Annotated in this window: 23 protein-coding genes, 5 tRNA genes and 1 pseudogene; 10 read left to right on the forward strand and 19 right to left on the reverse strand. The window is 70.5% G+C overall.

The genetic code is table 11. From position 1 onward, the window contains the following. The first annotated feature begins 40 nt into the window (after window positions 1-40). Both ACWGJB_RS27885 and ACWGJB_RS27890 read left to right on the forward strand, forming a co-directional pair. Window positions 41-3,124 carry a BTAD domain-containing putative transcriptional regulator gene (locus ACWGJB_RS27885; protein ID WP_453382817.1) on the forward strand — a complete coding sequence of 1,028 codons (3,084 nt, stop codon included), beginning with the start codon at window positions 41-43 and terminating at the stop codon, window positions 3,122-3,124. A gap of 34 nt (window positions 3,125-3,158) precedes the next feature. Further along, window positions 3,159-4,370, forward strand: a complete 1,212-nt coding sequence (locus tag ACWGJB_RS27890) for an FAD-dependent monooxygenase (protein WP_453382818.1) — start codon at window positions 3,159-3,161, stop codon at window positions 4,368-4,370. Here the strand turns inward: ACWGJB_RS27890 and thiD are convergent. After that, complete coding sequence (thiD, locus tag ACWGJB_RS27895) at window positions 4,364-5,161, reverse strand: bifunctional hydroxymethylpyrimidine kinase/phosphomethylpyrimidine kinase (protein ID WP_453382819.1); 798 nt, start codon at window positions 5,159-5,161, stop codon at window positions 4,364-4,366. The two genes, ACWGJB_RS27890 and thiD, sit on opposite strands and share 7 nt — an antisense overlap. Further along, window positions 5,158-6,123 (reverse strand): thiamine-phosphate kinase, encoded by a 966-nt coding sequence (locus ACWGJB_RS27900; RefSeq protein ID WP_453382820.1) that lies wholly within the window; start codon window positions 6,121-6,123, stop codon window positions 5,158-5,160. The genes thiD and ACWGJB_RS27900 overlap by 4 nt, the downstream gene beginning before the upstream one ends. 206 nt (window positions 6,124-6,329) lie before the next feature. On the opposite strand from ACWGJB_RS27900, the gene ACWGJB_RS27905 reads away from it, so the two are divergent. Both ACWGJB_RS27905 and ACWGJB_RS27910 read left to right on the forward strand, forming a co-directional pair. Beyond that, the gene (locus tag ACWGJB_RS27905) at window positions 6,330-6,563 is read left to right on the forward strand and encodes an Lrp/AsnC family transcriptional regulator (RefSeq protein WP_352219363.1); all 234 of its coding nucleotides are present in this window, start codon (window positions 6,330-6,332) and stop codon (window positions 6,561-6,563) included. A gap of 20 nt (window positions 6,564-6,583) precedes the next feature. Further along, a complete protein-coding gene (locus ACWGJB_RS27910; RefSeq protein WP_453382821.1) occupies window positions 6,584-7,069 on the forward strand; it encodes a DUF3515 domain-containing protein in 486 nt (161 codons plus the stop codon). A 126-nt stretch (window positions 7,070-7,195) separates the two neighbouring features. Here ACWGJB_RS27910 and ACWGJB_RS27915 read toward each other — a convergent pair whose 3' ends face one another. Genes ACWGJB_RS27915 through ACWGJB_RS27925 form a run of 3 tightly spaced genes read right to left on the reverse strand, consistent with a single transcriptional unit; the run spans window position 7,196 to window position 10,184 of the window. After that, on the reverse strand, window positions 7,196-8,353 hold the full coding sequence (locus ACWGJB_RS27915; RefSeq protein WP_453382822.1) for a D-alanine--D-alanine ligase family protein: 1,158 nt from the start codon (window positions 8,351-8,353) through the stop codon (window positions 7,196-7,198). 59 nt (window positions 8,354-8,412) lie between these two features. Further along, entirely contained in the window at window positions 8,413-9,423 is a 1,011-nt protein-coding gene (locus ACWGJB_RS27920) for an NAD(P)H-dependent glycerol-3-phosphate dehydrogenase (protein ID WP_453382823.1), read from the reverse strand. Next, window positions 9,420-10,184 carry a lysophospholipid acyltransferase family protein gene (locus ACWGJB_RS27925; protein WP_351705332.1) on the reverse strand — a complete coding sequence of 255 codons (765 nt, stop codon included), beginning with the start codon at window positions 10,182-10,184 and terminating at the stop codon, window positions 9,420-9,422. Before ACWGJB_RS27925 ends, ACWGJB_RS27920 begins: the two co-directional genes overlap by 4 nt. A gap of 177 nt (window positions 10,185-10,361) precedes the next feature. On the opposite strand from ACWGJB_RS27925, the gene cofC reads away from it, so the two are divergent. Further along, the gene (gene cofC, locus ACWGJB_RS27930) at window positions 10,362-11,000 is read left to right on the forward strand and encodes a 2-phospho-L-lactate guanylyltransferase (RefSeq protein WP_453382824.1); all 639 of its coding nucleotides are present in this window, start codon (window positions 10,362-10,364) and stop codon (window positions 10,998-11,000) included. Between the two features lie 9 nt (window positions 11,001-11,009). After that, window positions 11,010-11,213 (forward strand): hypothetical protein, encoded by a 204-nt coding sequence (locus ACWGJB_RS27935; protein WP_453382825.1) that lies wholly within the window; start codon window positions 11,010-11,012, stop codon window positions 11,211-11,213. A 159-nt stretch (window positions 11,214-11,372) separates the two neighbouring features. Here the strand turns inward: ACWGJB_RS27935 and ACWGJB_RS27940 are convergent, their stop codons facing one another. The 4 genes from ACWGJB_RS27940 to leuC all read right to left on the reverse strand — a co-directional run bounded on the left by ACWGJB_RS27940 (window position 11,373) and on the right by leuC (window position 14,680). After that, window positions 11,373-11,990 carry an HU family DNA-binding protein gene (locus ACWGJB_RS27940; RefSeq protein WP_453382826.1) on the reverse strand — a complete coding sequence of 206 codons (618 nt, stop codon included), beginning with the start codon at window positions 11,988-11,990 and terminating at the stop codon, window positions 11,373-11,375. Window positions 11,991-12,130: 140 nt separating this feature from the next. Next, complete coding sequence (locus ACWGJB_RS27945; protein WP_453382827.1) at window positions 12,131-12,361, reverse strand: SCO5555 family protein; 231 nt, start codon at window positions 12,359-12,361, stop codon at window positions 12,131-12,133. 288 nt (window positions 12,362-12,649) lie between these two features. Continuing rightward, entirely contained in the window at window positions 12,650-13,243 is a 594-nt protein-coding gene (leuD, locus tag ACWGJB_RS27950) for a 3-isopropylmalate dehydratase small subunit (RefSeq protein WP_453382828.1), read from the reverse strand. Window positions 13,244-13,249: 6 nt separating this feature from the next. Beyond that, the gene (gene leuC / locus ACWGJB_RS27955) at window positions 13,250-14,680 is read right to left on the reverse strand and encodes a 3-isopropylmalate dehydratase large subunit (protein WP_453382829.1); all 1,431 of its coding nucleotides are present in this window, start codon (window positions 14,678-14,680) and stop codon (window positions 13,250-13,252) included. 205 nt (window positions 14,681-14,885) lie between these two features. On the opposite strand from leuC, the gene ndgR reads away from it, so the two are divergent. Then, complete coding sequence (gene ndgR / locus ACWGJB_RS27960) at window positions 14,886-15,602, forward strand: IclR family transcriptional regulator NdgR (RefSeq protein WP_003993203.1); 717 nt, start codon at window positions 14,886-14,888, stop codon at window positions 15,600-15,602. Window positions 15,603-15,681: 79 nt separating this feature from the next. On the opposite strand, the gene ACWGJB_RS27965 is transcribed toward ndgR, so the two are convergent. Beyond that, window positions 15,682-16,194, reverse strand: coding sequence for a DUF4188 domain-containing protein (locus ACWGJB_RS27965; RefSeq protein ID WP_453382830.1), 513 nt, complete (start codon window positions 16,192-16,194; stop codon window positions 15,682-15,684). A gap of 89 nt (window positions 16,195-16,283) precedes the next feature. On the opposite strand from ACWGJB_RS27965, the gene ACWGJB_RS27970 reads away from it, so the two are divergent. Further along, window positions 16,284-16,928 (forward strand): MerR family transcriptional regulator, encoded by a 645-nt coding sequence (locus tag ACWGJB_RS27970; RefSeq protein ID WP_453382831.1) that lies wholly within the window; start codon window positions 16,284-16,286, stop codon window positions 16,926-16,928. Window positions 16,929-16,996: 68 nt separating this feature from the next. Here ACWGJB_RS27970 and ACWGJB_RS27975 read toward each other — a convergent pair. From ACWGJB_RS27975 to ACWGJB_RS28000, 6 genes are all read right to left on the reverse strand, one after another. After that, window positions 16,997-17,069 (reverse strand) — tRNA-Glu (locus ACWGJB_RS27975). A gap of 28 nt (window positions 17,070-17,097) precedes the next feature. Then, window positions 17,098-17,169: transfer RNA gene (locus tag ACWGJB_RS27980), tRNA-Gln, on the reverse strand. Window positions 17,170-17,190: 21 nt separating this feature from the next. Further along, window positions 17,191-17,263, reverse strand: a tRNA-Glu gene (locus ACWGJB_RS27985). A 22-nt stretch (window positions 17,264-17,285) separates the two neighbouring features. Beyond that, a tRNA-Glu gene (locus ACWGJB_RS27990) sits at window positions 17,286-17,358 on the reverse strand. Between the two features lie 39 nt (window positions 17,359-17,397). Next, window positions 17,398-17,469 (reverse strand) — tRNA-Gln (locus ACWGJB_RS27995). A gap of 91 nt (window positions 17,470-17,560) precedes the next feature. Further along, entirely contained in the window at window positions 17,561-18,280 is a 720-nt protein-coding gene (locus ACWGJB_RS28000; protein ID WP_453382832.1) for an HAD family hydrolase, read from the reverse strand. 25 nt (window positions 18,281-18,305) lie between these two features. On the opposite strand from ACWGJB_RS28000, the gene ACWGJB_RS28005 reads away from it, so the two are divergent. Then, a complete protein-coding gene (locus ACWGJB_RS28005) occupies window positions 18,306-18,590 on the forward strand; it encodes a hypothetical protein (protein WP_453382833.1) in 285 nt (94 codons plus the stop codon). Between the two features lie 64 nt (window positions 18,591-18,654). Here the strand turns inward: ACWGJB_RS28005 and gltX are convergent, their stop codons facing one another. From gltX to ACWGJB_RS28020, 3 genes are all read right to left on the reverse strand, one after another. Beyond that, window positions 18,655-20,139: a glutamate--tRNA ligase gene (gltX, locus tag ACWGJB_RS28010; RefSeq protein ID WP_453382834.1), complete on the reverse strand. Its 1,485-nt coding sequence runs from the start codon at window positions 20,137-20,139 to the stop codon at window positions 18,655-18,657. After that, complete coding sequence (locus tag ACWGJB_RS28015) at window positions 20,132-20,917, reverse strand: fumarylacetoacetate hydrolase family protein (protein ID WP_453382835.1); 786 nt, start codon at window positions 20,915-20,917, stop codon at window positions 20,132-20,134. The genes gltX and ACWGJB_RS28015 overlap by 8 nt, the downstream gene beginning before the upstream one ends. Before the next feature lie 132 nt (window positions 20,918-21,049). Then, window positions 21,050-21,238 carry a hypothetical protein gene (locus tag ACWGJB_RS28020; RefSeq protein WP_351705292.1) on the reverse strand — a complete coding sequence of 63 codons (189 nt, stop codon included), beginning with the start codon at window positions 21,236-21,238 and terminating at the stop codon, window positions 21,050-21,052. Between the two features lie 726 nt (window positions 21,239-21,964). Between ACWGJB_RS28020 and ACWGJB_RS28025 the strand changes: the two are divergent. Further along, window positions 21,965-22,246, forward strand: a pseudogene (locus tag ACWGJB_RS28025) (hypothetical protein); the annotation flags it as partial. Window positions 22,247-22,337 lie beyond the last annotated feature (91 nt).

Raw genomic sequence — 22,337 nt, forward strand, 5'->3', positions numbered from 1 at the left:
ACCGGAACCTCGGCGAACCGTGCCCTGCCAAGCTGGGCGCATGCGCTTCGGCATCCTCGGCCCCCTGGACATACGCGCCGACGACGGCACCCCCGTCGACCCCGGCGGCCCCCGCCCCCGCGCGCTGCTCTCCCTGCTGCTCCTGGACGCCGGCCGCGCGGTCTCGGCGCAGCGCCTCACCGACGGCCTGTACGGCACCGAGCCGCCCGCCGGGGCCGCCAACGCCCTGCAGTCCCAGATCTCCCGGCTGCGCAGGCGCCTGGCACCGCACACCGAGATCGAGGCCACCGCCACCGGATACCGGGTCGCCATCGCCCCCGACACCGTGGACGCACATCAGTTCGAAGCCTGGTCCGCGGCCGGACGCACCGCCCTGCGGGCCGGCGACCACCGGAACGCGGCGGCCCGGCTCCGGGAGGCGCTCGCCCTGTGGCGCGGCCCCGCGCTGCCCGACCTCCCGGATGCGCACGCCGAGGCCGCGCGCCTCGAAGAGCTGCGGCTGGCCGCCGTACAGGACCGCATCGAGGCGGATCTGGCGCTCGGCGGCGGGTCCGGGCTGGTGCCGGAGCTGCGGGCGCTGCTGGCCGCCCATCCGCTGAGCGAGCGGCTGTACGGGCAGCTGATGCGGGCCCTGCACGCGGGCGGGCGGCCCGCCGAGGCGCTCACGGTGTTCGAGGAGGCCCGTCGCGCCCTCGCCGACCAGCTGGGCGCCGATCCCTCGCCGGAGCTGTCCGCGCTCCACCTGGAGCTGCTCAGGGGTGCGGAGCCCGAGCGGCCCAGGCTCCCGGTCCAGCTCACCCGGTTCGTCGGCCGCGAGCCCGAGCTCGCCCGGATCGCCGGCCTCCTGACCGGCGCCCGCCTGGTCACCCTCACCGGCCCCGGCGGTGCGGGCAAGACCCGCCTGGCGCTCGAGGCGGCGACCAGGATCGAGGCCACGCCCGGCAGCCAGGCGGCACGCAGAGGCGAGCCCGCGCCCAAGAGCGAGGCCGCACGCGAAGGCGGCGGTGCCTGTTTCGTCGAGTTGGCGCCGCTGGGCGACGGCTCGCAGATCCCGTACGCCGTCCTCACCGCCCTCGGTGTCCGCGAGGGCCTGCGCAGCCCCGTGGCCGACATCACGGACCGCCTGCTGGCCGCCCTGGAGGAGCGCGAGCTGCTGCTCGTCCTCGACAACTGCGAGCACCTGGTCGACGCGGCCGCCTCGGTCGCCGCCCTGCTCCTCGCCTCCTGTCCGGGCGTGCGGATCCTCGCCACCAGCCGGGAGTCCCTGAACATCACCGGCGAGGTGCTGGTCCTGGTGCCCCCGCTGCCGCCGGAACCGGCGGAGCGGCTCTTCCTGGACCGGGCCCGCGCCGTGCGCCCTGGTTTCGACGGCCACGCGCGCGTGGCGCACATCTGCGCCGCCCTGGACGGGCTGCCGCTGGCCATCGAACTGGCGGCGGCCCGGCTGCGCACCCTCACCCCCGACGAACTCGCCGACCGCCTGGACGACCGGTTCCGGCTCCTCTCGCGCGGCGACCGCTCCAAGGCGCCCCGGCACCGCACCCTGCGCGCGGTGGTCGAGTGGAGCTGGGAGCTGCTGGACGGGGAGGAGCGGGAGCTGGCGCGGCGGCTGACGGTGTTCTCCGGGGGCGCGACGCTGGCGGCGGTCGAGGCGGTGTGCGGGCTGCCGTACCCGGAGGACCTGCTGGCCTCGCTGGTGGAGAAGTCGTTCCTTGAGGTGTCCGAGGGCCGCTACCGGATGCTGGAGACGATCCGCGCGTTCGCCGCCGGGGACCTGCCCGACCCGGGCGGCCTGCGGGACGCGCACGCCGGCTACTTCCTGCGGCTGGCCGAGCGGGCCGAGCCGAAGCTCCGTGGCGGCGGTCAGCTGCCCTGGCTGGCACGGCTCTCCGCCGAGCACGGCAACCTGGACGCGGCGCTGCGCCATCTGGTGCGCCACGGCCCCGAGGACGCCCTGCGCCTGATGGCCGTCCTGTCCTGTTTCTGGCGGCTGCGCGGGCTGCACGGCGAACAGGTGACGTCGGCCCGCGCACTGCTGGCCGCCGTGGGGGACGCGCCGCCGCCGGGGCTGACGGAGGAGTACGTGCTGTGCGCGATCAACGTGCTCCTGGGCGACGGCGGCCACGCGGCCGGCCGGGACGGTCACGCAGAGCTCGTCGCACGCGTGGACGCGCTGATGGCCGGGTGCGCAGGCCCCTTGCGGCTGCCGTACATCCTCATGCTCTGGTCGGTCGCGGCCGGCCCCCGGCCCACGACCGGCGAAGAGGCCCTCGCCCTGGCCGGCGACGACCCCTGGGCGCGGGCCCTGCTCGACGTGGGCCTGGGTTTCCGGGACCTGCTCGCGGGCCGGCCGCGGGAGGCCGAGGAGTGCTTCGCCCGGGGGCTGGACGGGTTCCGGGCCACGGGTGACCGCTGGGGGATGGCCAACTGTCTCGACCCGCTCGGTATGGCCGCCCACGCGCGCGGGGACTCGCGCCGCGCCCTGGAGCTGCTGGACGAGGGGCTGGCGTACATGCGGGAGCTGGCGGCCCCGGAGGAGACCGCCGACCTGCTGCGTACCCGGGGCACCGTGCTGCTGCACCAGGGCGACGCGGCCGGCGCCGAGGCCCACTTCGAGCAGGCGCTGACCCTCGCCCGCGGTGCCGGGCTCCCCGACAAGGTGGCGGGCGCCCGGCGCGGTCTCGGCGACGCGGCACGGCTCTCCGGGGACACGGCACGCGCGCGCGTGCACTACGAGAACGCACTCAGGGAGTGCGCCGCCAACTGGTTCAGCGTCGGCGAGACGGTCCGTATCCTCATCGGGTTCGGCCGCACGGCCGCCGCCGAGGGGGACACCGAGGAGGCCCGCGACTGGTTCCGGCAGGCTGCCGAACTCGCCGTCGAGGGTCCGGGCACCCTGGAACTCGCCGACGCTGCCGAGGCGTTGGCGTCCGTCGCCGAGTCGGCCGAGCGGGCCGCCGTGCTGCTGGGTGCGGGGACGGCCCTGCGGGGCGCCCGCGCCGAGGCCGATCCGGACGTCGTACGCCTCGAACAGGACGTACGCGCGAAGCTGTCGCCCGAGGTCTACGCCCAGGCCTTCGACCAGGGCCTACGGCAACGGTCAGCGGCGGTCAGCGAACGGTAGGAGGACGGTCAGCGCCCCCGCCGAAGCTCATCGCATGACGAAGAACCCCACACCGAAGGACCTCAGCCACCTCAGCGTCCTGGTCTCCGGCGCCAGCATCGCCGGTCCCGCCCTCGCCCTGAACCTCGTCCGGCTCGGCGCCCGGGTCACCGTCGTCGAGAAGGCCCCGGAACTGCGCGGCGGCGGCTTCGCGGTCGACTTCCGCGGTCACGTGCACCGCACGGTCCTGACCTCCATGGGCATCTGGGACGAGGTCCACGCCCGCCAGACCCACATGGGCCGCCAGACCGTCGTGGCCGCCGACGGCAGCCCACGCGTGGACCTGCCCGCCGAGCTGATGAGCGGTGACGTGGAGATCTGCCGCGGCGACCTCGCGCAGCTCATGTACGAGCGCACCAGGGACGGCGTCGAGTACGTCTTCGGCGACTCGATCGCCTCCCTCGCCCAGGACGCCGACGGCGTCGACGTCACCTTCGAGCACGGCGCCCCCCGCCGCTTCGGCCTGGTCGTCGGCGCGGACGGCCTGCACTCCAACACCCGTCGGCTGGTCTTCGGCGAGGAGTCCCGCTACCTGCGCTTCTTCGACCACTACGTGGCCGGCTTCGACGTCCCCAACCACCTCGGCCTGGACCGCACCGGCCGGGTCTACAGCGAACCCGGCCGCGCGGCCGTCGTCGGCAACTACGACGGCGACCCGGACCGCGCGGGCGCGCTGCTGGTCTTCCGGTCCGCGGAGCTGTCGTACGACCGCCGGGACGTCGCGGCGCAGAAGCGGATCGTCGCGGAACGTTTCGCCGGCCTGGGCTGGGAGGGTCCGACCCTGCTCAAGGCCCTCGAAGAGGCCGACGACCTGTACTTCGACGCGATCGCCCAGATCCACGTCGACCGCCTGGTCGAGGGGCGGGTGGCGCTGCTCGGGGACGCCGGGTACGGGGCGACCATGGGCGGGATGGGGACGGGTGTGGCGGTCGTCGGTGCCTATGTCCTCGCCGGTGAGCTCGCCCTCGCGGGCGGCGACCACCGCACCGCCTTCGCCGAGTACGAGACCCGGATCCGGGACTTCGCCAAGGGCTGCCAGAAGATCTCCGGCAACGCGGGCCCGTTCTTCGCCCCGCCCACCGAGCGGCGCATCCGCAGCCGGGACCGCATGTACCGGGTCCTCGGCTCCCGCCCGCTGGCCCGCTTCTTCAAGAAGATGACGGAGAAGGCGGCCACCGGCATCACGCTCCGGGAGTACCCCTACTGAGGGCCCCGGCGCAGGGCCCAGCCGTGGTCCACCGGCCCGATCCCGGCGCCGAGCGCGAACCCGGCCGCGATCGCCCCCGTGACGTACTCCTTGGCCGCCGCCACCGCCGCCGGCACGGACTGCCCCTTCGCGAGCTGCGACGCGATCGCGGACGCGAGGGTGCAGCCCGTGCCGTGTGTGTGCCGGTTGTCGTGGCGGGGGGCGCGCAGCCGGAACTCGTCGGTGCCGTCCGTGAGCAGATCCACGGCCTCACCCGGCAGATGCCCGCCCTTGATCAGCACCCACTTCGGCCCGTACGACAGCACGGCCGCCGCGGCCCGGCGCAGGTCCCTCTCCGACTCGACCTGTACTCCGGTGAGTTGGGCCACCTCGTCCAGGTTGGGGGTGGCCACGGTGGCCAGCGGGAGGAGCTTGGTGCGGACCGAGTCCAGGGCGGAGGCGGCGAGCAGGGAGTCGCCGTGCTTGGAGACGCCCACCGGGTCGACGACCACGGGTGCGTCGGTGCCGGCGATCAACTCCGCGACCGTCTCGACGAGTTCGGCCGAGGCGAGCATCCCGGTCTTCACCGCGTCCACGCCGATGTCGTCGACCACACTGCGGTACTGGGCCCGCACCGCCGCCACCGGCAGTTCCCAAGCGCCCTGCACACCGACGGAGTTCTGCGCGGTGACCGCCGTGATCACGCTCATGCCGTGCACGCCCAGCGCCAGCATCGTCTTCAGGTCGGCCTGGATCCCGGCCCCGCCGCCGGAGTCGGAGCCCGCGACCGTCAGCACCCGCGGAAGGCTCATGACTCGATGTCTCCGAAGTGGTCCCAGCCGCCCTTGCTGGTCCAGGGTGCCCCGTCGACGGTCACCTGGGGCAGCGCGGACGGGTTGAGGACCTCGCCGATCACCTTCCAGCGGGCGGGCAGCTTCACGTCCGGCGGGAAGGTCGCCACGATCGCGTGGTCCTCGCCGCCGGTCAGCACCCACTGGATCGGGTCGACGCCGACGGCCTGCCCGATGTCGTTCATCTGGGAGGGGACGTCGATCGCGCCGGAGCGGATGTCGATCCGCACCTTGCTGGCCTCCGCGATGTGTCCGAGGTCGGCGATCAGCCCGTCGCTGACATCGCACATCGCGGTAGCGCCGAGGCCCGCGGCGGCCGGACCCGCGTGGTACGGCGGCTCGGGGCGGCGGTGCGCCTCCACGAAGGCGCGCGGCGAGCGGAAGCCGCGGGAGAGCACCGCGTAGCCGGCCGCGGACCAGCCCAGCCAGCCGGTGACGGCCACCAGGTCGCCGGGCTGGGCGCCGCCCCGGGTGACCGGCTCCTGGTTGCGCAGATCGCCGAGCGCGGTGATGGAGACCATGATCGTGTCGCCGCGGACCACATCGCCGCCGACCACCGAGGCGCCGGCCACCTGGCACTCGTCCCGGATGCCGTCCATCAGCTCGCTGGGCCAGGTCACCGGGAGTTCGGCGGGGACGACCAGGCCGAGCAGCAGCGCGGTCGGCACGGCGCCCATGGCGGCGATGTCCGCGAGGTTCTGCGCGGCCGCCTTGCGGCCCACGTCGTAGGCCGTGGACCAGTCGCGGCGGAAGTGCCGGCCCTCCAGCAGGATGTCGGTGCTCGCCACGACCCTGCGGTCGGGCGCGGCGACCACCGCGGCGTCGTCGCCGGGACCGACCCGGACCGCCGGAGTGGTGGTGAGACGGGAGGTGAGCTCCCTGATGAGCCCGAACTCCCCCAGCTCACCAACAGTGCCCTTCATTGCCCTTACGCCCCTTCTCTGCCTTGCCGTGCCCGCTCGCGCGTCATCGTCGTCCTGGATACGGTCGAGGTGACCGTCAACTTCTGTCGTGGCTGCACCCTGGCGCGCAAGCCCCTGTCCGCGCAGGTCTCCCCGCGGTGAGCGGCGACGCGATACCGTGGCGTTCCTTTTCCCCACATGATCCTCGTGGCCGCCCTGGAGGTTCCGTGGTACAGGCGTACATCCTGATCCAGACGGAGGTCGGCAAAGCGTCGACCGTCGCCGAGATCATCAGCAAGATCCCTGGAGTCATCCAGGCCGAGGACGTGACAGGACCGTACGACGTCATCGTGCGCGCACAAGCGGAGACGGTCGACGAACTCGGTCGGCTCGTGGTCGCGAGAGTCCAGCAAGTGGAGGGCATCACACGTACCCTGACCTGTCCGGTCGTCCATCTGTAGCCCCCGTCTAGGCTTGGCCGGTGAACATTTTCCGTCACCGGCCATTCGGTCTGCCCGCGCTCGCTCTTGTGATGATCGCGGCGGCGGGCTGCTCATCAGCAGACGATGCCCCGTCGGCGGCGGTTCCCACTCCGGGCGCGGCGGTTGCGAAGCTGTGCCGGAACCTCGACGAGGGGTTGCCGAAGAAGGTGGACAAGCTCGCCCGGCGTGACCCCGAGCCCGCCTCCACGCTGACGGCGGGCTGGGGGGACCCCGCGATCATACTGCGCTGTGGTGTCGAGCGGCCTGCGAAGATGGCCGACCCGGAGGCCGACGGGGTCGAGGTCAACGGGGTCGGATGGCTGCTGGAGCAGGAGGCCGACAAATCGTTCCGGTTCACCACGACGTTGCGGAAGGCGTATGTCGAGGTGACGATCCCTACGGGGCGGACCGGTGATGGCATGGCGCCGTTGGTGAGCTTGGCGCCTGCCGTCAAGAAGGCGGTTCCGGAGGGGGTTGCCGACTAGGCGCCGTAAGCGGATCCGTTGCGTGTCGAGTGCCGATCCGTCGTGGCCTGTCGCGCCCACGCGGCGGTGGCCGCAAGTCGAAACAGCCCCGCGCCCCTGACGGGGCGCTTCCGTTCGGGACGTTTTCTAACGCAGCCCCGTCGAGCGGTTCAGCGCTGCCTGGATCAGGCGGTCGATGAGATCCGGGTAGCTGACGCCCGTCGCCTGCCACATCTGCGGGTACATCGAGATCGGGGTGAAGCCGGGCATCGTGTTGATCTCGTTGATCACGAAATCGCCGTCCTCGGTGAGGAAGAAGTCCGCGCGGACCAGGCCCTCGCAGGACGCGGCCTCGAAGGCGTCGACCGCGAGCGCCTGGATCTCGGCGGTCTCCTCGGGCGTCAGCGGGGCCGGGACGATGCCGGGGGTGGAGTCGATGTACTTGGCCTCGAAGTCGTAGTACGCGTGCGTGCCGGCCGGCGGGATCTCGGCCGGGACCGAGGCGCGCGGGCCGTCCTCGAACTCCAGGACGCCGACCTCGATCTCACGGCCGCGCAGCGCCGCCTCGACCAGGATCTTCGGGTCGTGGGCCTGGGCGGTGGCGATCGCCTCGTCCAGACCGGAGAGGTCGTCGACCTTGGTGATGCCGATCGACGAACCGGCCCGCGCGGGCTTCACGAACAGCGGCCAGCCGTGCTCGCCGGCGAAGTCGACGATCCGCTTGCGGGCGGCGGACTCGTCCTGCTTCCACTCGCGGGGACGGATCACCAGGTACGGGCCGACCTTGAGCCCGAACGAGGTGAACACCCGCTTCATGTACTCCTTGTCCTGGCCGACGGCCGAGGCGAGCACGCCGGAGCCGACGTAGGGGACGCCGGAGAGCTCCAGGAGGCCCTGCAGGGTGCCGTCCTCGCCGTAGGGGCCGTGCAGCATCGGGAAGACGACGTCGACCTCGCCGAGCGCCTTGGGCACGGAGCCGGGCTCGCTGTAGACGACCTCGCGGTTGGCCGGGTCGACGGGGAGCAGCACGCCGCCCTCGGTGGACTCGGCGAGGTCGCCGACCTCGGGCGTACGGCGGTCGCTGATCGCCATGCGTTCGGGTTCGTCGGCCGTGAGCACCCAGCGGCCTTCCCTCGTGATGCCGATCGGCAGGACGTCGTACTTCGTCCGGTCGATGGCACTCAGGACGGCTCCGGCGGTGACCATGGAGATCCCGTGCTCGGAGCTGCGACCGCCGAACACGACGGCCACACGCGGCTTGCGAGCGGGCTGCTCAGGGCTTTGGGGGAGGTTCTCGGTGCTCATATCGCGATGAGAGTACCCGGTGGTAGAGCCCCGATACAGCGTCCGCGGGGTGCGTTCGCTCAGCGTCGCTCGGGCTTCGCGCTGCGCGACATGAGCTCCTTGAGTGCGACCACCGGCGGCTTGCCCTCGTGCACGATGTCGACCACCGTCTCGGTGATCGGCATCTCCACGCCGTGCCGGCGGGCCAGATCCGCCACGGACTCGCAGGACTTGACGCCCTCGGCGGTCTGCCGGGTGACCGCGATGGTCTCCTCCAGGGTCATGCCCTTGCCGAGGTTGGTGCCGAAGGTGTGGTTGCGGGACAGCGGCGAGGAACAGGTCGCCACCAGGTCGCCGAGACCGGCGAGGCCGGCGAAGGTCAGCGGGTCGGCGCCGAGCGCGACACCGAGGCGGGTGGTCTCGGCGAGACCGCGGGTGATCAGCGAGCCCTTGGCGTTGTCGCCGAGGCCCATGCCGTCGGCGATGCCGACCGCGAGCCCGATGACGTTCTTGACCGCGCCGCCGAGTTCGCAGCCGATGACGTCGGTGTTGGTGTACGGCCGGAAGTACGGCGTGTGGCAGGCGGCCTGGAGGCGCTGGGCGACGGTGTCGTCGGTGCAGGCGACCACGGCGGCGGCCGGCATCCGGGCCGCGATCTCCCGGGCCAGGTTGGGTCCGGTGACGACCGCGATGCGGTCCTGGCCGACCTTGGCGACGTCCGCGATGACCTCGCTCATCCGCATGGTGGTGCCGAGTTCGATGCCCTTCATGAGGGACACCAGGGTGGTGCCGCGCGCGAGCAGCGGCGCCCAGTCCGCGAGGTTGGCGCGCATGCTCTGGGAGGGCACCGACAGGACGGTGAAGTCGGCGCCGGCCGCGGCCTCGGCGGGGTCGGTCGTGGCCCGCAGGTTCTCGGGGAGTTCCACGCCGGGCAGGTAGTCGGGGTTGGTACGGCCGGAGTTGATGGCCTCGGCCACCTCCGCCCGCCGCGCCCACAGGGTGACCTCGCACCCGGCGTCGGCGAGCACCATCCCGAAGGCCGTACCCCACGAACCCGCGCTGAAGACCGCCGCCTTGGCAGGCATGCTCACTTGCCGCTCTCCTCTTCCAGACCGCTCTGCGCACGCGTCCGGCGCCGCTGCTCGATCCGCACCTGGCGTGGATCGTAGGGGGTCTCCGGGGCCTTCTCGCCGCGGATCTCCTCCAGCTGGCGGGTGATGGCGGCCATGATGACCTCGGTCGCCTCCTTCAGGACGTCCTGGGTCATGTCCTTGTCGTAGAAGCGCGAGAGGTCGACCGGCGGACCGGCGAGGACGTGGTGGGTCTTGCGGGGCAGCAGGTTGAGCTTCTTCGCGTACGGCGGCAGCAGTTCGTTGGCGCCCCACTGGGCGACCGGGATCACCGGGCACTTGGTCTGCAGGGCCACCCGGGCGGCACCGGTCTTGGCCGTCATGGGCCACTGGTCCGGGTCGCGGGTGATCGTTCCCTCAGGGTAGAAAGCCACGCACTCGCCGCGCTCCACGGCGTCGATCGCGGCCCGGAAGGCGCTGAGGGCGTCGGTGGACTCGCGGTAAACCGGGATCTGGCCGGTGCCCCGCATGGCGGCGCCGACGAATCCCTTCTTGAAAAGCCCGCTCTTCGCCAGGAATCGTGGAACGCGCCCGGTGTTGTACTGATAGTGCGCGTAGGCGAAGGGGTCGATGTGGGAATTGTGGTTCACCGCGGTGATAAATCCACCCTCGGCCGGAATGTTCTCCATTCCGCGCCAGTCCCGCTTGATCAGTACCACCAGCGGCGGTTTGCAGAGCACCGCAGCGAAGCGGTACCAGAAGCCGATTCTCCGGCGGGGCACGCGCACACCTTCCTCTAGGACTTCTTCCCGGTCTCCGGGACTTCTTCTCCCGGAGAGGGGGCCGGGAGAAGTGTCGCCCCGGTCCGCCGGTCTGTCGAGGAACACCGTACGCCTCGCTGCCGCGCCTGCCCCGGGGCCCGGGTGACAATGAGGCAACGAGGGAGGGACGGTACGTCGGTGCAGTGGACCTTGGTGATACCCCTGAAGCCCCTGGCGCGAGCCAAGAGCAGGCTCGCGGACACCGCGACGGACGGTTTGCGTCCGGGACTGGCGCTCGCTTTCGCCCAGGACACGGTGGCCGCGGCGCTGGCCTGCCTGGCGGTGAAGGATGTGGCGGTCGTCACGGACGACATGCTGGCCGGGCGCGAGCTCTCGGCGCTGGGCGCGCGCATCGTCCCGGACACGCCGGGAAGCGGCCTGAACGCCGCTCTGCGGCACGGTGCGGCGGTCGTGCGCGCATCGCGCCCGGAAAGCGCGGTGGCCGCACTGAACGCCGATCTGCCGGCGCTCCGTCCGTTGGAATTGTCCCGGGTGCTCGACGCGGCCGCGGAATTCCCGCGCGCTTTTCTCCCGGACGCGGCGGCAATCGGCACCACCCTGCTGGCCGCGACTCCCGGCAATGAATTGGCGCCCGCATTCGGCCCGGATTCCCGCGCCCGGCACACCGCCTCGGGCGCCGCGGAACTGAGACTGGCCGGTGTGGAGTCGGTACGGCAGGACGTGGACACCGGCGCGGACCTGCGCACGGCACTGGCCCTGGGCGTGGGGCCGCGCACGGCGGCAGCGGCAGCCCGCCTGCTGATCCCGGACCAGTAGGCTGCCGTCATGCAGGCGACCGCATACACGTATGACCCCGAGACCCGCAGCGGCCAGGTGCTCCTGGACGACGGGACCCCGGTGCCCTTCGACGGAGCGGCCTTCGAGGCGGGTGGATTGCGCCTGCTCAGGCCGGGTCAGCGGGTACGGATCGAGACGGAGGACTCCGGAGACGGCCTCCGGATCACCCTGGTGACCCTGCAGACGCTCTGAGGCAGGAAAGCGCGGGGCCGTATCGATGTGCGGCTACCACGCGGGCGCGACCAGCTCCACAGCGCCGCCGCCGGAACGCAACGCACACGCCGAACACACCGCGGGCCGGACTCCCCCAGGAGTCCGGCCCGTCGCGTGAGTACCCCGAGGCCCCGCTGCCTAGCGCGCAGCCGTCTTCTTGGCGGTAGCCTTCCGCGCCGTCGACTTCTTGGCCGGCGCCTTCTTGGCGGTGACCTTCTTGGCCGGAGCCTTCTTCGCGGCCGTCTTCTTCGCCGTGGCCGTGGCCTTCTTGGCGGTGGTCTTGGCCGTGGTCTTCTTCGCGGCGGCGGCCGTGGTCTTCTTCGCCGTCGTCTTCTTCGCGGTGGTCTTCTTGGCCGCCGCGGTCGCCTTCTTGGCGGTGACCTTCTTCGCCGCCGCCTTCTTGACCGTCGCGGAAGCGCCGCCGGTCAGGCTGCCCTTGGGCGCCTTCTTGACCGCGACCTCGCCGCCGCGCGGGAGCTTCTTCGAGCCGCTCACCAGGTCCTTGAAGCCCTGACCGGCACGGAAGCGCGGCACGGAGGTCTTCTTGACCCGAACCCGCTCGCCCGTCTGGGGGTTGCGGGCGTAACGCGCCGGGCGGTCCACCTTCTCGAAGGACCCGAAGCCCGTGACCGAGACCCGGTCACCCGCGACGGTCGCGCGGACGATGGCGTCCAGGACCGCATCGACAGCCTCGGCCGCCTGCTGGCGGCCGCCCATCTTGTCGGCAATCGCTTCTACGAGCTGCGCCTTGTTCACGTCTTCCCCTTCGGAGACATCGCCAGAACGAAAGTGTTCAAGCTTTTTCGCACGTTAGGCAGATATATACCGCAAATCAAACACGAAACGGGCTTATCACCCTTGTGCCGCAACGGACTCGGTCGTCCAGGACGGTCCAGTCAGCGTTCCTCTTCGGGGAATCGACCCCCGTCGAGGTCCGCGTTGAACCGTTCCAGCCGTCTTGCCGCGTCGGCCAGGTCGTGCTTGGCCGCGGCCGTAATGACCAGCAGCTTCCGGGTCAGCGCCATCCGTACGCCCTCCGGGACTTGCAGTGCACGCACTCTTGTGTGCGCTTCCTTCAGTTGGTCCGCGACCGCCGCATAGAGCTGGAGTTGGCCGTCGTGTTCCATGCACAGATTGTGCCATCTGGGGCGAGTTGTCGCCTGCGCAGGGGGCAACTGCCGCCTCAAATGGCCTTCCGGGCACTTGCGGAAGCCGCGGACACAGCACTCACGTACCCCCACAACATCCGTCCTAACGTGGGAAGTTGGCAAGACCTGCGACAACGCGAGCGTCCGTTCGGGTGCAGACATGGCTGTACCCCCAATCGTGGCGATCGGGGGTACAGGCGGGGTGTGGCGGTGGCTGAAACCAGCCGTATTCAGATGTGGTCGATCAGGCCGGAAGCGGGCTCCGGATCAGGCCTGGAGCGTCCGCGGCTTGTACGAGGGCCGCTTGGCCTCGTACTCCGCGATGTCGGCCTCGTTCCGGAGGGTGATGGAGATGTCGTCCAGCCCGTTCAGCAGCCGCCAGCGGGAGTTCTCGTCCAGCTCGAAGGAGGCGGTGATGCCCTCGGCGCGCACCTCGCGGTCCTGGAGGTCGACGGTGATCTCGGCCTGCGGGTCGTTCTCGGTGAGCTCCTGCAGCGCGTCCACGATCTTCTGCTCCAGAACCACCGTGAGCAGGCCGTTCTTCAGCGAGTTGCCCCGGAAGATGTCCGCGAAGCGGGACGAGATGACGGTCTTGAAGCCGTAGTTCTGCAGCGCCCAGACGGCGTGCTCACGGGAGGAGCCGGTGCCGAAGTCGGGGCCGGCGACCAGGACGGTCGCCCCCTGCCGCTCGGGCCGGTTGAGCACGAACTCGGGATCTTTCCGCCAGGCCTCGAACAGCCCGTCCTCGAAACCGTCCCTGGTGACCTTCTTGAGCCAGTGAGCAGGGATGATCTGGTCGGTGTCGACGTTGGAGCGGCGCAGCGGGACGGCCCGGCCGGTGTGCGTGGTGAATGCTTCCATGGCTGATCAGACTCCAGCGGGCGTACGAACGTCGGCGTCGGACAGGTCGGCGGGCGAGGCCAGGTGGCCCAGGACGGCCGTGGCGGCCGCGACCTGCGGCGACACCAGGTGGGTACGGCCGCCCTTGCCCTGCCGGCCCTCGAAGTTGCGGTTGGAGGTGGACGCGGAGCGCTCCCCCGGTGCCAGCTGGTCGGGGTTCATGCCCAGGCACATCGAGCAGCCCGCGTGCCGCCATTCGGCACCGGCGTCCTTGAAGACGACGTCCAGGCCCTCGGAGACGGCCTGCAGACCGACCCGCGCGGAGCCGGGGACGACCAGCATCCGTACGCCGTCGGCGACTTTGCGGCCCTCGACGACGGCGGCCGCGGCGCGCAGGTCCTCGATACGGCCGTTGGTGCACGAGCCTACGAAGACGGTGTCCACCTTGATGGAGCGCAGCAGCTGGCCGGCCTCCAACCCCATGTACTCCAGGGCCTTTTCGGCGGCGAGGCGCTCCGAAGCGTCTTCGTACGAAGCCGGGTCGGGGACCTGTGCCGAAAGCGGCGCACCCTGGCCGGGGTTGGTGCCCCAGGTGACGAACGGCGAGAGGGCGGCGGCGTCGATGCGCACCTCGGCGTCGAATTCCGCGTCGTCGTCCGTCTTCAGGGTCTTCCAGTACTCGACCGCCGCGTCCCAGTCGGCGCCCTCGGGGGCGTGGGCGCGGCCCTTGATGTACGCGAAGGTGGTCTCGTCCGGGGCGATCATGCCCGCGCGGGCGCCGGCCTCGATCGACATGTTGCAGATGGTCATGCGGGCCTCCATCGAGAGCTTCTCGATGGCGGAGCCTCGGTACTCCAGGATGTAGCCCTGGCCGCCGCCGGTACCGATCTTGGCGATGATCGCCAGGATCAGGTCCTTGGCGGTGACGCCCTCGGGCAGCTCGCCGTCGACCGTGATGGCCATGGTCTTCGGGCGGGCCAGCGGCAGCGTCTGGGTGGCCAGCACGTGCTCCACCTGGGAGGTGCCGATTCCGAACGCGAGCGCGCCGAAGGCGCCGTGCGTGGAGGTGTGGGAGTCACCACAGACGACGGTCGTGCCGGGCTGGGTCAGACCCAGCTGCGGGCCGACCACGTGCACGACACCCTGCTCGACGTCGCCCAGCGGGTGCAGCCGGACGCCGAAGTCGGCGCAGTTCTTGCGCAGCGTCTCCAGCTGGGCCCGGGAGACCGGGTCCGCGATGGGCTTGTCGATGTCGAGGGTGGGGGTGTTGTGGTCCTCGGTCGCGATGGTGAGGTCGAGGCGGCGCACCTGGCGGCCGTTCTGACGCAGGCCGTCGAAGGCCTGCGGGCTGGTCACCTCGTGCAGCAGGTGCAGATCGATGAAGAGGAGGTCGGGCTCGCCCTCGGCGCGCCGGACGACGTGGTCGTCCCAGACCTTCTCCGCGAGTGTCCTACCCATCGCTTTCCCTCCGGCCGGCAGACGTGCACCGGCCCAACTAGAGATCTTGAGGTAGCGGCTGCCCGTTCTCCGGGCCCCTGAAGTCGTGGTTCCGGGCGTCCGCCGCCGGGCCCGTTGGTCTGCGGGCCACTGTGTGATTCCAGGGTGGCGCGTTCCACGGGAAATTGAACTTGCGTTTCACAGAGTGAGACGTGAGTATCGTTGCATGGACAACAGTAGCGGCGTCGGCGTTCTGGACAAGGCGGCCCTTGTCCTGAGCGCTCTGGAGTCCGGTCCGGCCACCCTCGCGGGTCTGGTCGGGGCAACCGGACTGGCACGGCCCACGGCCCACCGGCTGGCCGTGGCTCTGGAACACCACCGCATGGTGGCACGCGACATGCAGGGCCGTTTCATTCTCGGCCCACGACTCGCGGAACTGGCCGCGGCGGCCGGCGAGGACCGCCTGCTCGCGACGGCGGGCCCGGTGCTCACGCACCTCCGGGACATCACCGGCGAGAGCGCGCAGCTCTATCGACGCCAGGGGGACATGCGGATCTGCGTGGCCGCGGCGGAACGCCTGTCCGGTCTTCGGGACACGGTCCCGGTCGGCTCGACGCTCACGATGAAAGCCGGGTCCTCGGCGCAGATCCTGATGGCCTGGGAGGAGCCGGAGCGACTGCACCGCGGCCTCCAGGGCGCCCGCTTCACGGCGACGGCCCTGTCGGGTGTCCGCCGCCGCGGCTGGGCCCAGTCCATCGGTGAGCGCGAGCCGGGGGTCGCCTCGGTGTCGGCGCCGGTGCGGGGGCCTTCCAACCGTGTGGTGGCGGCGGTGTCCGTTTCCGGACCGATCGAGCGGCTGACCCGCCACCCCGGCCGGATGCACGCTCAGGCGGTCATCGACGCGGCGGGCCGCCTGTCGGAGGCCTTGCGCCGCACGGGCTGAGGCCCGATACGAACGCTCCCGCCGAGGAGAGGCCGGCCTCAACGCCGCGGCAGGCCCTTCCCGACGGGAGCGCGACCCCTTACGGGGCGCTCTTGTCGGCGCTTCTGTGAGCGAACCGGTCCTTCGCGTACCGCCCCCGCTGCTCCACCGGCACCACCCCGCTCGCCGCGCCCAGACCGAAGCGGGGCATGTCGAAGTAGATCGACTCGTACGAGCCCTCCGGCGCCACGTACGCCTCGTGCCACAGCCCCACGTGCCCGTGCAGCTGCCCCGCGCGCTCCTTGCGGTTCACGATGCCCCACACCTTGTGGTGGAACAGGTCGGGCGAGCTCGCGTACGCGTACAGCTTCTCCTTCGACTCCCAGTACTGGACGACGTAGTACGTCCGCGGCGAAGCCGTCAGCAGGATGCGCCCCAGCAGCCCCCGGCCGGGGTCCCGTTCGAGCTCCCGCAGCATGCGGAACATCGACAGCGCGACCGGGAGCCATTGGTGGACCGCCCAGAAGTGGTTGATGCGCATGCCGATCAGCAGGACCACCGCGTCGCCCTCGCGTGCCGCGGTCGTCCGGCCCGGAATCGGTTTCGCGAACATGACGACGCCCCCGGATCCTCATCGGATAGCAGCACTATCCTTCTTTTCGGTGCTTGGATAGTGGCACTTACCAAGGAGAGGCGCAAGACATGCGGCTTGCCCAGCTGAGCGAGCGCAGCGGCGTGTCCGCCGCGACGATCAAGTACTACCTGCGCGAAGGGCTGTTGCCGCCGGGCCGCCAGGTCAATGCCACCACTGCCGAGTACGACGAGGAGCATCTGCGGCGGCTGCGGCTGGTGCGGGCGATGATCCAGGTGGGGCGGATCCCCGTCGCCACGGTCCGCGAGGTGCTCGGGCATGTCGACGACGGCTCGCTCGGCCGCACGATCAGGGTGGGCGCCGCACTGTGGGCGCTGCCGCAGGTGCCCGAGCCGGACGCGGAGGACGAGTTCGTCCAGAGCGCGCACCGGGAGGTCGGGACACTGCTGGACGTCCTCGGCTGGGAGAACGCCAAGCAGCTCACGACCATCTCCCCCGCGTACCGCCAGCTGGTGGTCGCGGTGGCCGCGTTCCGCCGGCTCGGTTACGACTGGGATGCCGAACTCCTCGTGTCGCACGCGAAGTTGATGCACCAGGCGGCCATCACCGACCTGGACTTCCTGGAGACGCATCCGTCGGAGGAGGAGAAGGTGGAGGCCGCGGTGGCCAGCGCGGTCCTGGTGGAACCGATGCTCCAGGCGCTGCACCGGCTGGCCCAGGAGGAGGAGACGGCCCGCCGCTACGGCTTCGAATGAGCCGTGGGACATACGGCGGTACGACGAAGGCCCCTCACCGAAGTGAGGGGCCTCGCTTTTCTTCTCTGTACCCCCGACCGGATTCGAACCGGCGCTACCGCCTTGAGAGGGCGGCGTGCTAGGCCGCTACACAACGGGGGCGTGGATCTTACGTTTCCGCAGATCCGAGCTGGTCTACCTGGACTCGAACCAAGACTAACTGAACCAGAATCAGTCGTGCTGCCAATTACACCATAGACCAATGATGGTTTAGACCAGTTCGTACCCCCGACCGGATTCGAACCGGCGCTACCGCCTTGAGAGGGCGGCGTGCTAGGCCGCTACACAACGGGGGCCCTAGCGATCCTTCGATCACCGTACCCCCGACCGGATTCGAACCGGCGCTACTGCCTTGAGAGGGCAGCGTGCTAGGCCGCTACACAACGGGGGCTTGCGGATCTGATCCGCGCGTGCAGATGAGCTCTGCGAGCTGGCCTACCTGGACTCGAACCAAGACTAACTGAACCAGAATCAGTCGTGCTGCCAATTACACCATAGGCCACTGGAACGCAAGCCCCTGAGGGGATCTTGTTCTAGTTTCGCGCCTCCGGTTCCGGCCTTTCGGCCCGCTCCCCGGCGGCGCAGGAAGAACATTACCTGAAGGTGGACGGGGCTCCAAAACGGGTATCGGCGCGGAGGATCGCGGGCAGTTCGGCGAGGGAGCCGATCCGGTGGCCGCCGGCCGGCGCGCCCCCGGCCCCGTGCCGGTCGAGCCAGACGGACAGCAGTCCGGCGTCCGCGGCACCGCGTCCGTCGATCTCCGGGTGGTCACCGACGTACGCGACCTGGTGCGGGGCGAGTTCCAGCGCAGCGCAGGCGGCGAGGAAGGCACCGGCCTCGGGCTTGGAGACGCCCAGTTCGGCGGCGCAGAGGATCGTCTCGAAGCGGTCATGGACACCGAGCGTGCGCAGTTTGTGGTCCTGAACGTGGAGACTGGAGTTGGAGAGCACGGCGTGTCGGTAGCCGGCCGCGAGGGCGTCCAGGGCGGGCACGACGTCCGGGAAGAGGGCCCAGGCGGCCTCGTAGTGGGCCCGGTACCGGCAAAACCAGGCGTCGGCCTCGTCGTCGGTCAGCTCCTTGCCCAGGAACACCCGTACCCGGTCCAGCCGCTGTCCCTCGAAGCTGACCTCGCCCGCCGAAAACCGCGCCCACTGCTCGTCGGTGATCTCCCGCCACCGCACCAGTGCCGCTTCCGCACTCTCCCGGCCGGTGAGCAGCCCCTCCGCCGCCAGGTGCGCCCGCATGCCCTCGCGGTCGGCGCTCGTGTAGTCGAAGAGGGTGTCGTCAACGTCCCACACCACAGCTCTGATCACCCTCACAGACTGGCACACCGGGGGCGTGAGCGAGTACCGAGTCCAGTTCACGGTCGAGGCCCGTGGGGCGTACGACGGTCTGCCCGGCGAGCGTCGAGCCCAATTGGACAAGGCCGTGCGGATACTGGCCCGCGACCCCTTCCGCAAGGCGGCGACCGCGCAGCTCGGACCCGACGAACACCTGCGCAAGGCCTACGTGGCTCCCGGTGTGATGCTGGAGTACATGGTCGCGGGCGCCATCATGGTCGTCGTCGTCCTGGAGATCTTCGAAGAGTTCACGTACCTGATCGACGAGGCCGACGCCGTCTGACCCGCACGTGCGAGGGGCGGCACCCGGAACACACCGGGTGCCGCCCCTCACGCATGCGTGGGTGTTACGCCGCGAGCCTCGCCAGCGCCGCGTCGATCCTGGCCAGCGTCTTCTCCTTGCCCAGGATCTCCAGGGACTCGAAGAGCGGCAGGCCGACCGTGCGGCCGGTGACCGCCACCCGGACCGGGGCCTGGGCCTTGCCGAGCTTGAGGCCGTGGGCCTCGCCGGCGGCCAGGACGGCCTCCTTCAGGGACTCCGGAGAGGTCCAGTCGGCCGACTCCAGCTTCTCGCGGGCCGTGACCAGAAGGGCGTCGCTGCCGTCCTTCATCGCCTTCGCCCAGCTGGCCTCGTCGAAGACCGGCTCGGGCAGGAACAGGAAGTCGACGTTGTCGGTGATCTCCGACAGGACCTTCAGGCGGGTCTGGGCGTGCGGGGCGATCGCGTGCCACTTGGAGTCGTCGAAGTCCTCCGGGGCCCAGGGGGCGACGGGGGCCTTCAGCCAGGGGGCGCAGCGCTCCGTGAAGTCCTTCACGTCCAGCAGACGGATGTGGTCGGCGTTGATCGCCTCGCACTTCTTCAGGTCGAAGCGGGCCGGGTTGGGGTTCACGTCGGAGATCTCGAAGGCGGCCACCATCTCCTCGATCGAGAAGATGTCCTGGTCCGCGGAGAACGACCAGCCGAGCAGCGAGAGGTAGTTCAGCAGGCCCTCGGGGAGGAAGCCGCGCTCGCGGTAGAGGTTGAGCGAGGACTCCGGGTCGCGCTTGGAGAGCTTCTTGTTGCCCTCACCCATGACGTAGGGGAGGTGACCGAAGGCCGGGATCCGCTGGGCGATGCCGAGCTCGGTCAGCGCCTTGTAGAGGGCGATCTGGCGCGGGGTGGAGGAGAGCAGGTCCTCGCCGCGCAGGACGTGGGTGATCTCCATCAGGGCGTCGTCGACCGGGTTGACGAGCGTGTAGAGCGGGGCGCCGTTCGCGCGGACGATGCCGTAGTCCGGGACGTTCTCCGGGGTGAAGGTCAGCTCGCCGCGGACCAGGTCCGTGAAGGTGATCGTCTCGTCGGGCATCCGGAAGCGCACGATCGGGGTGCGGCCCTGGGCCTTGTACTCCGCCACCTGCTCCTCGGTGAGGTCGCGGCAGTGGCCGTCGTAGCCGGACGGCTTGCCGGCGGCGCGGGCGGCCTCGCGGCGGGTGTCCAGCTCCTCCTGGGAGCAGTAGCAGCGGTAGGCGTGGCCGGCGTCGAGCAGCTTCTGGGCGACATCGGCGTAGATGTCCATGCGCTGCGACTGGCGGTACGGCGCGTGCGGGCCGCCGACCTCGGGGCCCTCGTCCCAGTCGAAGCCCAGCCAGCGCATCGCGTCGAGCAGCTGGCCGTACGACTCCTCGGAGTCGCGGGCCGCGTCGGTGTCCTCGATGCGGAAGACGAGCGTGCCCTGGTGGTGCCGGGCGAACGCCCAGTTGAACAGGGCGGTGCGGACCAGGCCCACATGGGGGTTACCGGTGGGCGAGGGACAGAACCGTACTCGGACGGTGGGGTCGGGTGCGCTAGCCACGCTTGACAACCTTGTTGGTGAGAGTGCCGATGCCTTCGATGGTGACGGCGACCTCGTCGCCGACGTTGAGGGGGCCGACCCCTGCCGGGGTGCCGGTGAGGATCACGTCGCCGGGGAGCAGCGTCATGGCCTCGGTGATGTTGACGATCAGGTCCGCGATCGAGTGGATCATCTCGCTCGTACGGCCGAGCTGGCGCTGTTCGCCGTCGACGGTGAGCTGGATCGTCAGGTCGGACGCGGTGGAGAGGTCCAGGTCCGTCTCCACCCAGGGGCCGAGCGGGCAGGCGGTGTCGAAGCCCTTGGCCCGGGCCCACTGCTTCTCGCGCTGCTGGACGTCACGGGCGGTGACGTCGTTGGCGCAGGTGTAGCCGAAGATGACGTCCGCCACGCGCTCGCGCGGGACCTCGCGGCACATACGGCCGATGACCACGGCCAGTTCGGCCTCGTGGTGGAGGTCCTGGGAGAACGGGGGGTACTGGATCTCGTCGCCGGGGCCGATCACCGAGGTGGACGGCTTGAAGAAGGCGAAGGGGGCGTCCGGGATCTCGTTGCCCAGCTCCCTCGCGTGCTCCGCGTAGTTGCGGCCGAAGGCGACGACCTTGCTGGGGAGCACCGGCGGGAGCAGCCGCACCTTGTTCAGCGGGACCTTCGTGCCGGAGAGCTCGAAGTCCGTGAACGGAATGCCCTTGATGATGTCGAGGACGAGTTCGTCCTGCTTGTCGCCCTCGACGGCGCCGAAGGCGACGTTCCCGTCGATGGAGAACCTGGCGATGCGCACGGGATCCTTGCGCCCCTCACTGAGCCGACTGGAGTCTGACACTCCAGGCTAACGCGGTAAGGGGTGGCCGCCGTGAAAACAGCCCGGTGACCGGGTGAGTGAGTGAACGGCGGCCGTGACCCGCACCAGCGGCTACTCGGCTACCGAGGTCGTGGCCGGGATCTCCATGAGGATGGTGCGCCGCGGGTTGGCGGTCTGGGCGGGGAGGTCGAGGGAGTGCTCGGGGAGTTCGGGGGTCTGCAGTTCCTCGGCGTCCTTGAGGTGGGCAAGGGTGGTACGCCGGGGGTTGGCTATGTTGCGGAACATCATCGTCGTCTTCACGGTTGTCGTGGACCCCGTCATGTGTCGGTTGGCAGAGACTTCCCTCTTGTAAAGCGCCAGGCTAAACATCGAATTCCCGGCGGAAGCCGCCAACCAGCTGTGATCCGCGTGTGAGTTTGCTCACGATGTCGAGGGCAAAACGGTCATTCCAGACCCGCAAGTCACCGCAACGAAACGGACATTGACGAACTGAAGCTGTCATTCCGCTCCTGATCATGGCGACTGGGACACGTGTGACCCGCCTGCGACTGGCAGGGATACGTCCGTTATGTACGCGATCGACTTCGACATCTCGTAACGTGTCACTCACGCGCTGTCACGGAGGTCACAGCTCGGTCCACGGCCCTTGTTGGAGATCCGGCACTGTGCTGGAATTCCACGGACCGCCGCGGGATCCAGCCGGCGCGCAGGGGGCGCAACGCAGCGCCGGGTGGCGGCGAGACAGGGGGAGCCAGCGCCGGTCACACTCACGACCAACAGGGGGCGCGCATTCAGGGCGCTCCCCCCTATCAACGCCGACACCGTGTCTCTCCGTTCAGCGGAGGGGCGCCTGGTCCAGAGGTTGCGACGCTAGTGCAGGGACGTTTCAAGAGGGATGGCAGCGCTCCGGCAGAGCCGGAGGCGCACGGCGGGACCGACCGCGGTTCCTCGCCCCAGCACGCCCAGAACCCGGGCCCGGCCCCGGCCGGCGGTGGTGACGGTGGCGAGCGCCCCGGGCGCCCCGCCGTGTCGGCGTCCTCGGGATCTTCGGGCCCCCAGCCGACCGCCACACCGGCGCCCGCGGTCAAGCCCCCCAAGGGCCCGTCCAACCCGGGCTCGCGGATAGCCCTGCGCAACTGGCGGATCTCCACGCGCCTGGTGTCGCTGCTCGCGCTCCCCGTGGTGGCGGCGACCTCGCTGGGCGCGGTGCGCATCAACCAGTCGCTCGACAGCATCCAGCAGCTCGACAACATCAAGCTGCTGACCGACATGACCAAGCAGGCCACCGAGCTGGCCGCGGCGCGCCGGGGCGGTCGGGAGCCCTCGGCCGCGCCCCAGGCCCACCGGAGCTGAGCCCCCCCCCCCCCGGGGGACGGCGAACGACTCCAACACACCCCCC

The organism is Streptomyces sp. NPDC054813 (assembly GCF_053611365.1).

Bases quoted from the DNA above. Each gene is read 5' to 3' on its own strand.
- ACWGJB_RS27965 (WP_453382830.1), bottom strand. From the start codon at position 16,194: ATGTTCGCGAAACCGATTCCGGGCCGGACGACCGCGGCACGCGAGGGC.
- ACWGJB_RS27945 (WP_453382827.1), bottom strand. From the start codon at position 12,361: ATGGAACACGACGGCCAACTCCAGCTCTATGCGGCGGTCGCGGACCAA.
- leuD (WP_453382828.1), bottom strand. From the start codon at position 13,243: ATGGAAGCATTCACCACGCACACCGGCCGGGCCGTCCCGCTGCGCCGC.
- thiD (WP_453382819.1), bottom strand. From the start codon at position 5,161: ATGAGCCTTCCGCGGGTGCTGACGGTCGCGGGCTCCGACTCCGGCGGC.
- ACWGJB_RS27900 (WP_453382820.1), bottom strand. From the start codon at position 6,123: ATGAAGGGCACTGTTGGTGAGCTGGGGGAGTTCGGGCTCATCAGGGAG.
- ACWGJB_RS27885 (WP_453382817.1), top strand. From the start codon at position 41: ATGCGCTTCGGCATCCTCGGCCCCCTGGACATACGCGCCGACGACGGC.
- leuC (WP_453382829.1), bottom strand. From the start codon at position 14,680: ATGGGTAGGACACTCGCGGAGAAGGTCTGGGACGACCACGTCGTCCGG.
- ACWGJB_RS27915 (WP_453382822.1), bottom strand. From the start codon at position 8,353: ATGAGCACCGAGAACCTCCCCCAAAGCCCTGAGCAGCCCGCTCGCAAG.
- ACWGJB_RS27890 (WP_453382818.1), top strand. From the start codon at position 3,159: ATGACGAAGAACCCCACACCGAAGGACCTCAGCCACCTCAGCGTCCTG.
- ACWGJB_RS27970 (WP_453382831.1), top strand. From the start codon at position 16,284: ATGCGGCTTGCCCAGCTGAGCGAGCGCAGCGGCGTGTCCGCCGCGACG.
- ndgR (WP_003993203.1), top strand. From the start codon at position 14,886: ATGGACAACAGTAGCGGCGTCGGCGTTCTGGACAAGGCGGCCCTTGTC.
- ACWGJB_RS27935 (WP_453382825.1), top strand. From the start codon at position 11,010: ATGCAGGCGACCGCATACACGTATGACCCCGAGACCCGCAGCGGCCAG.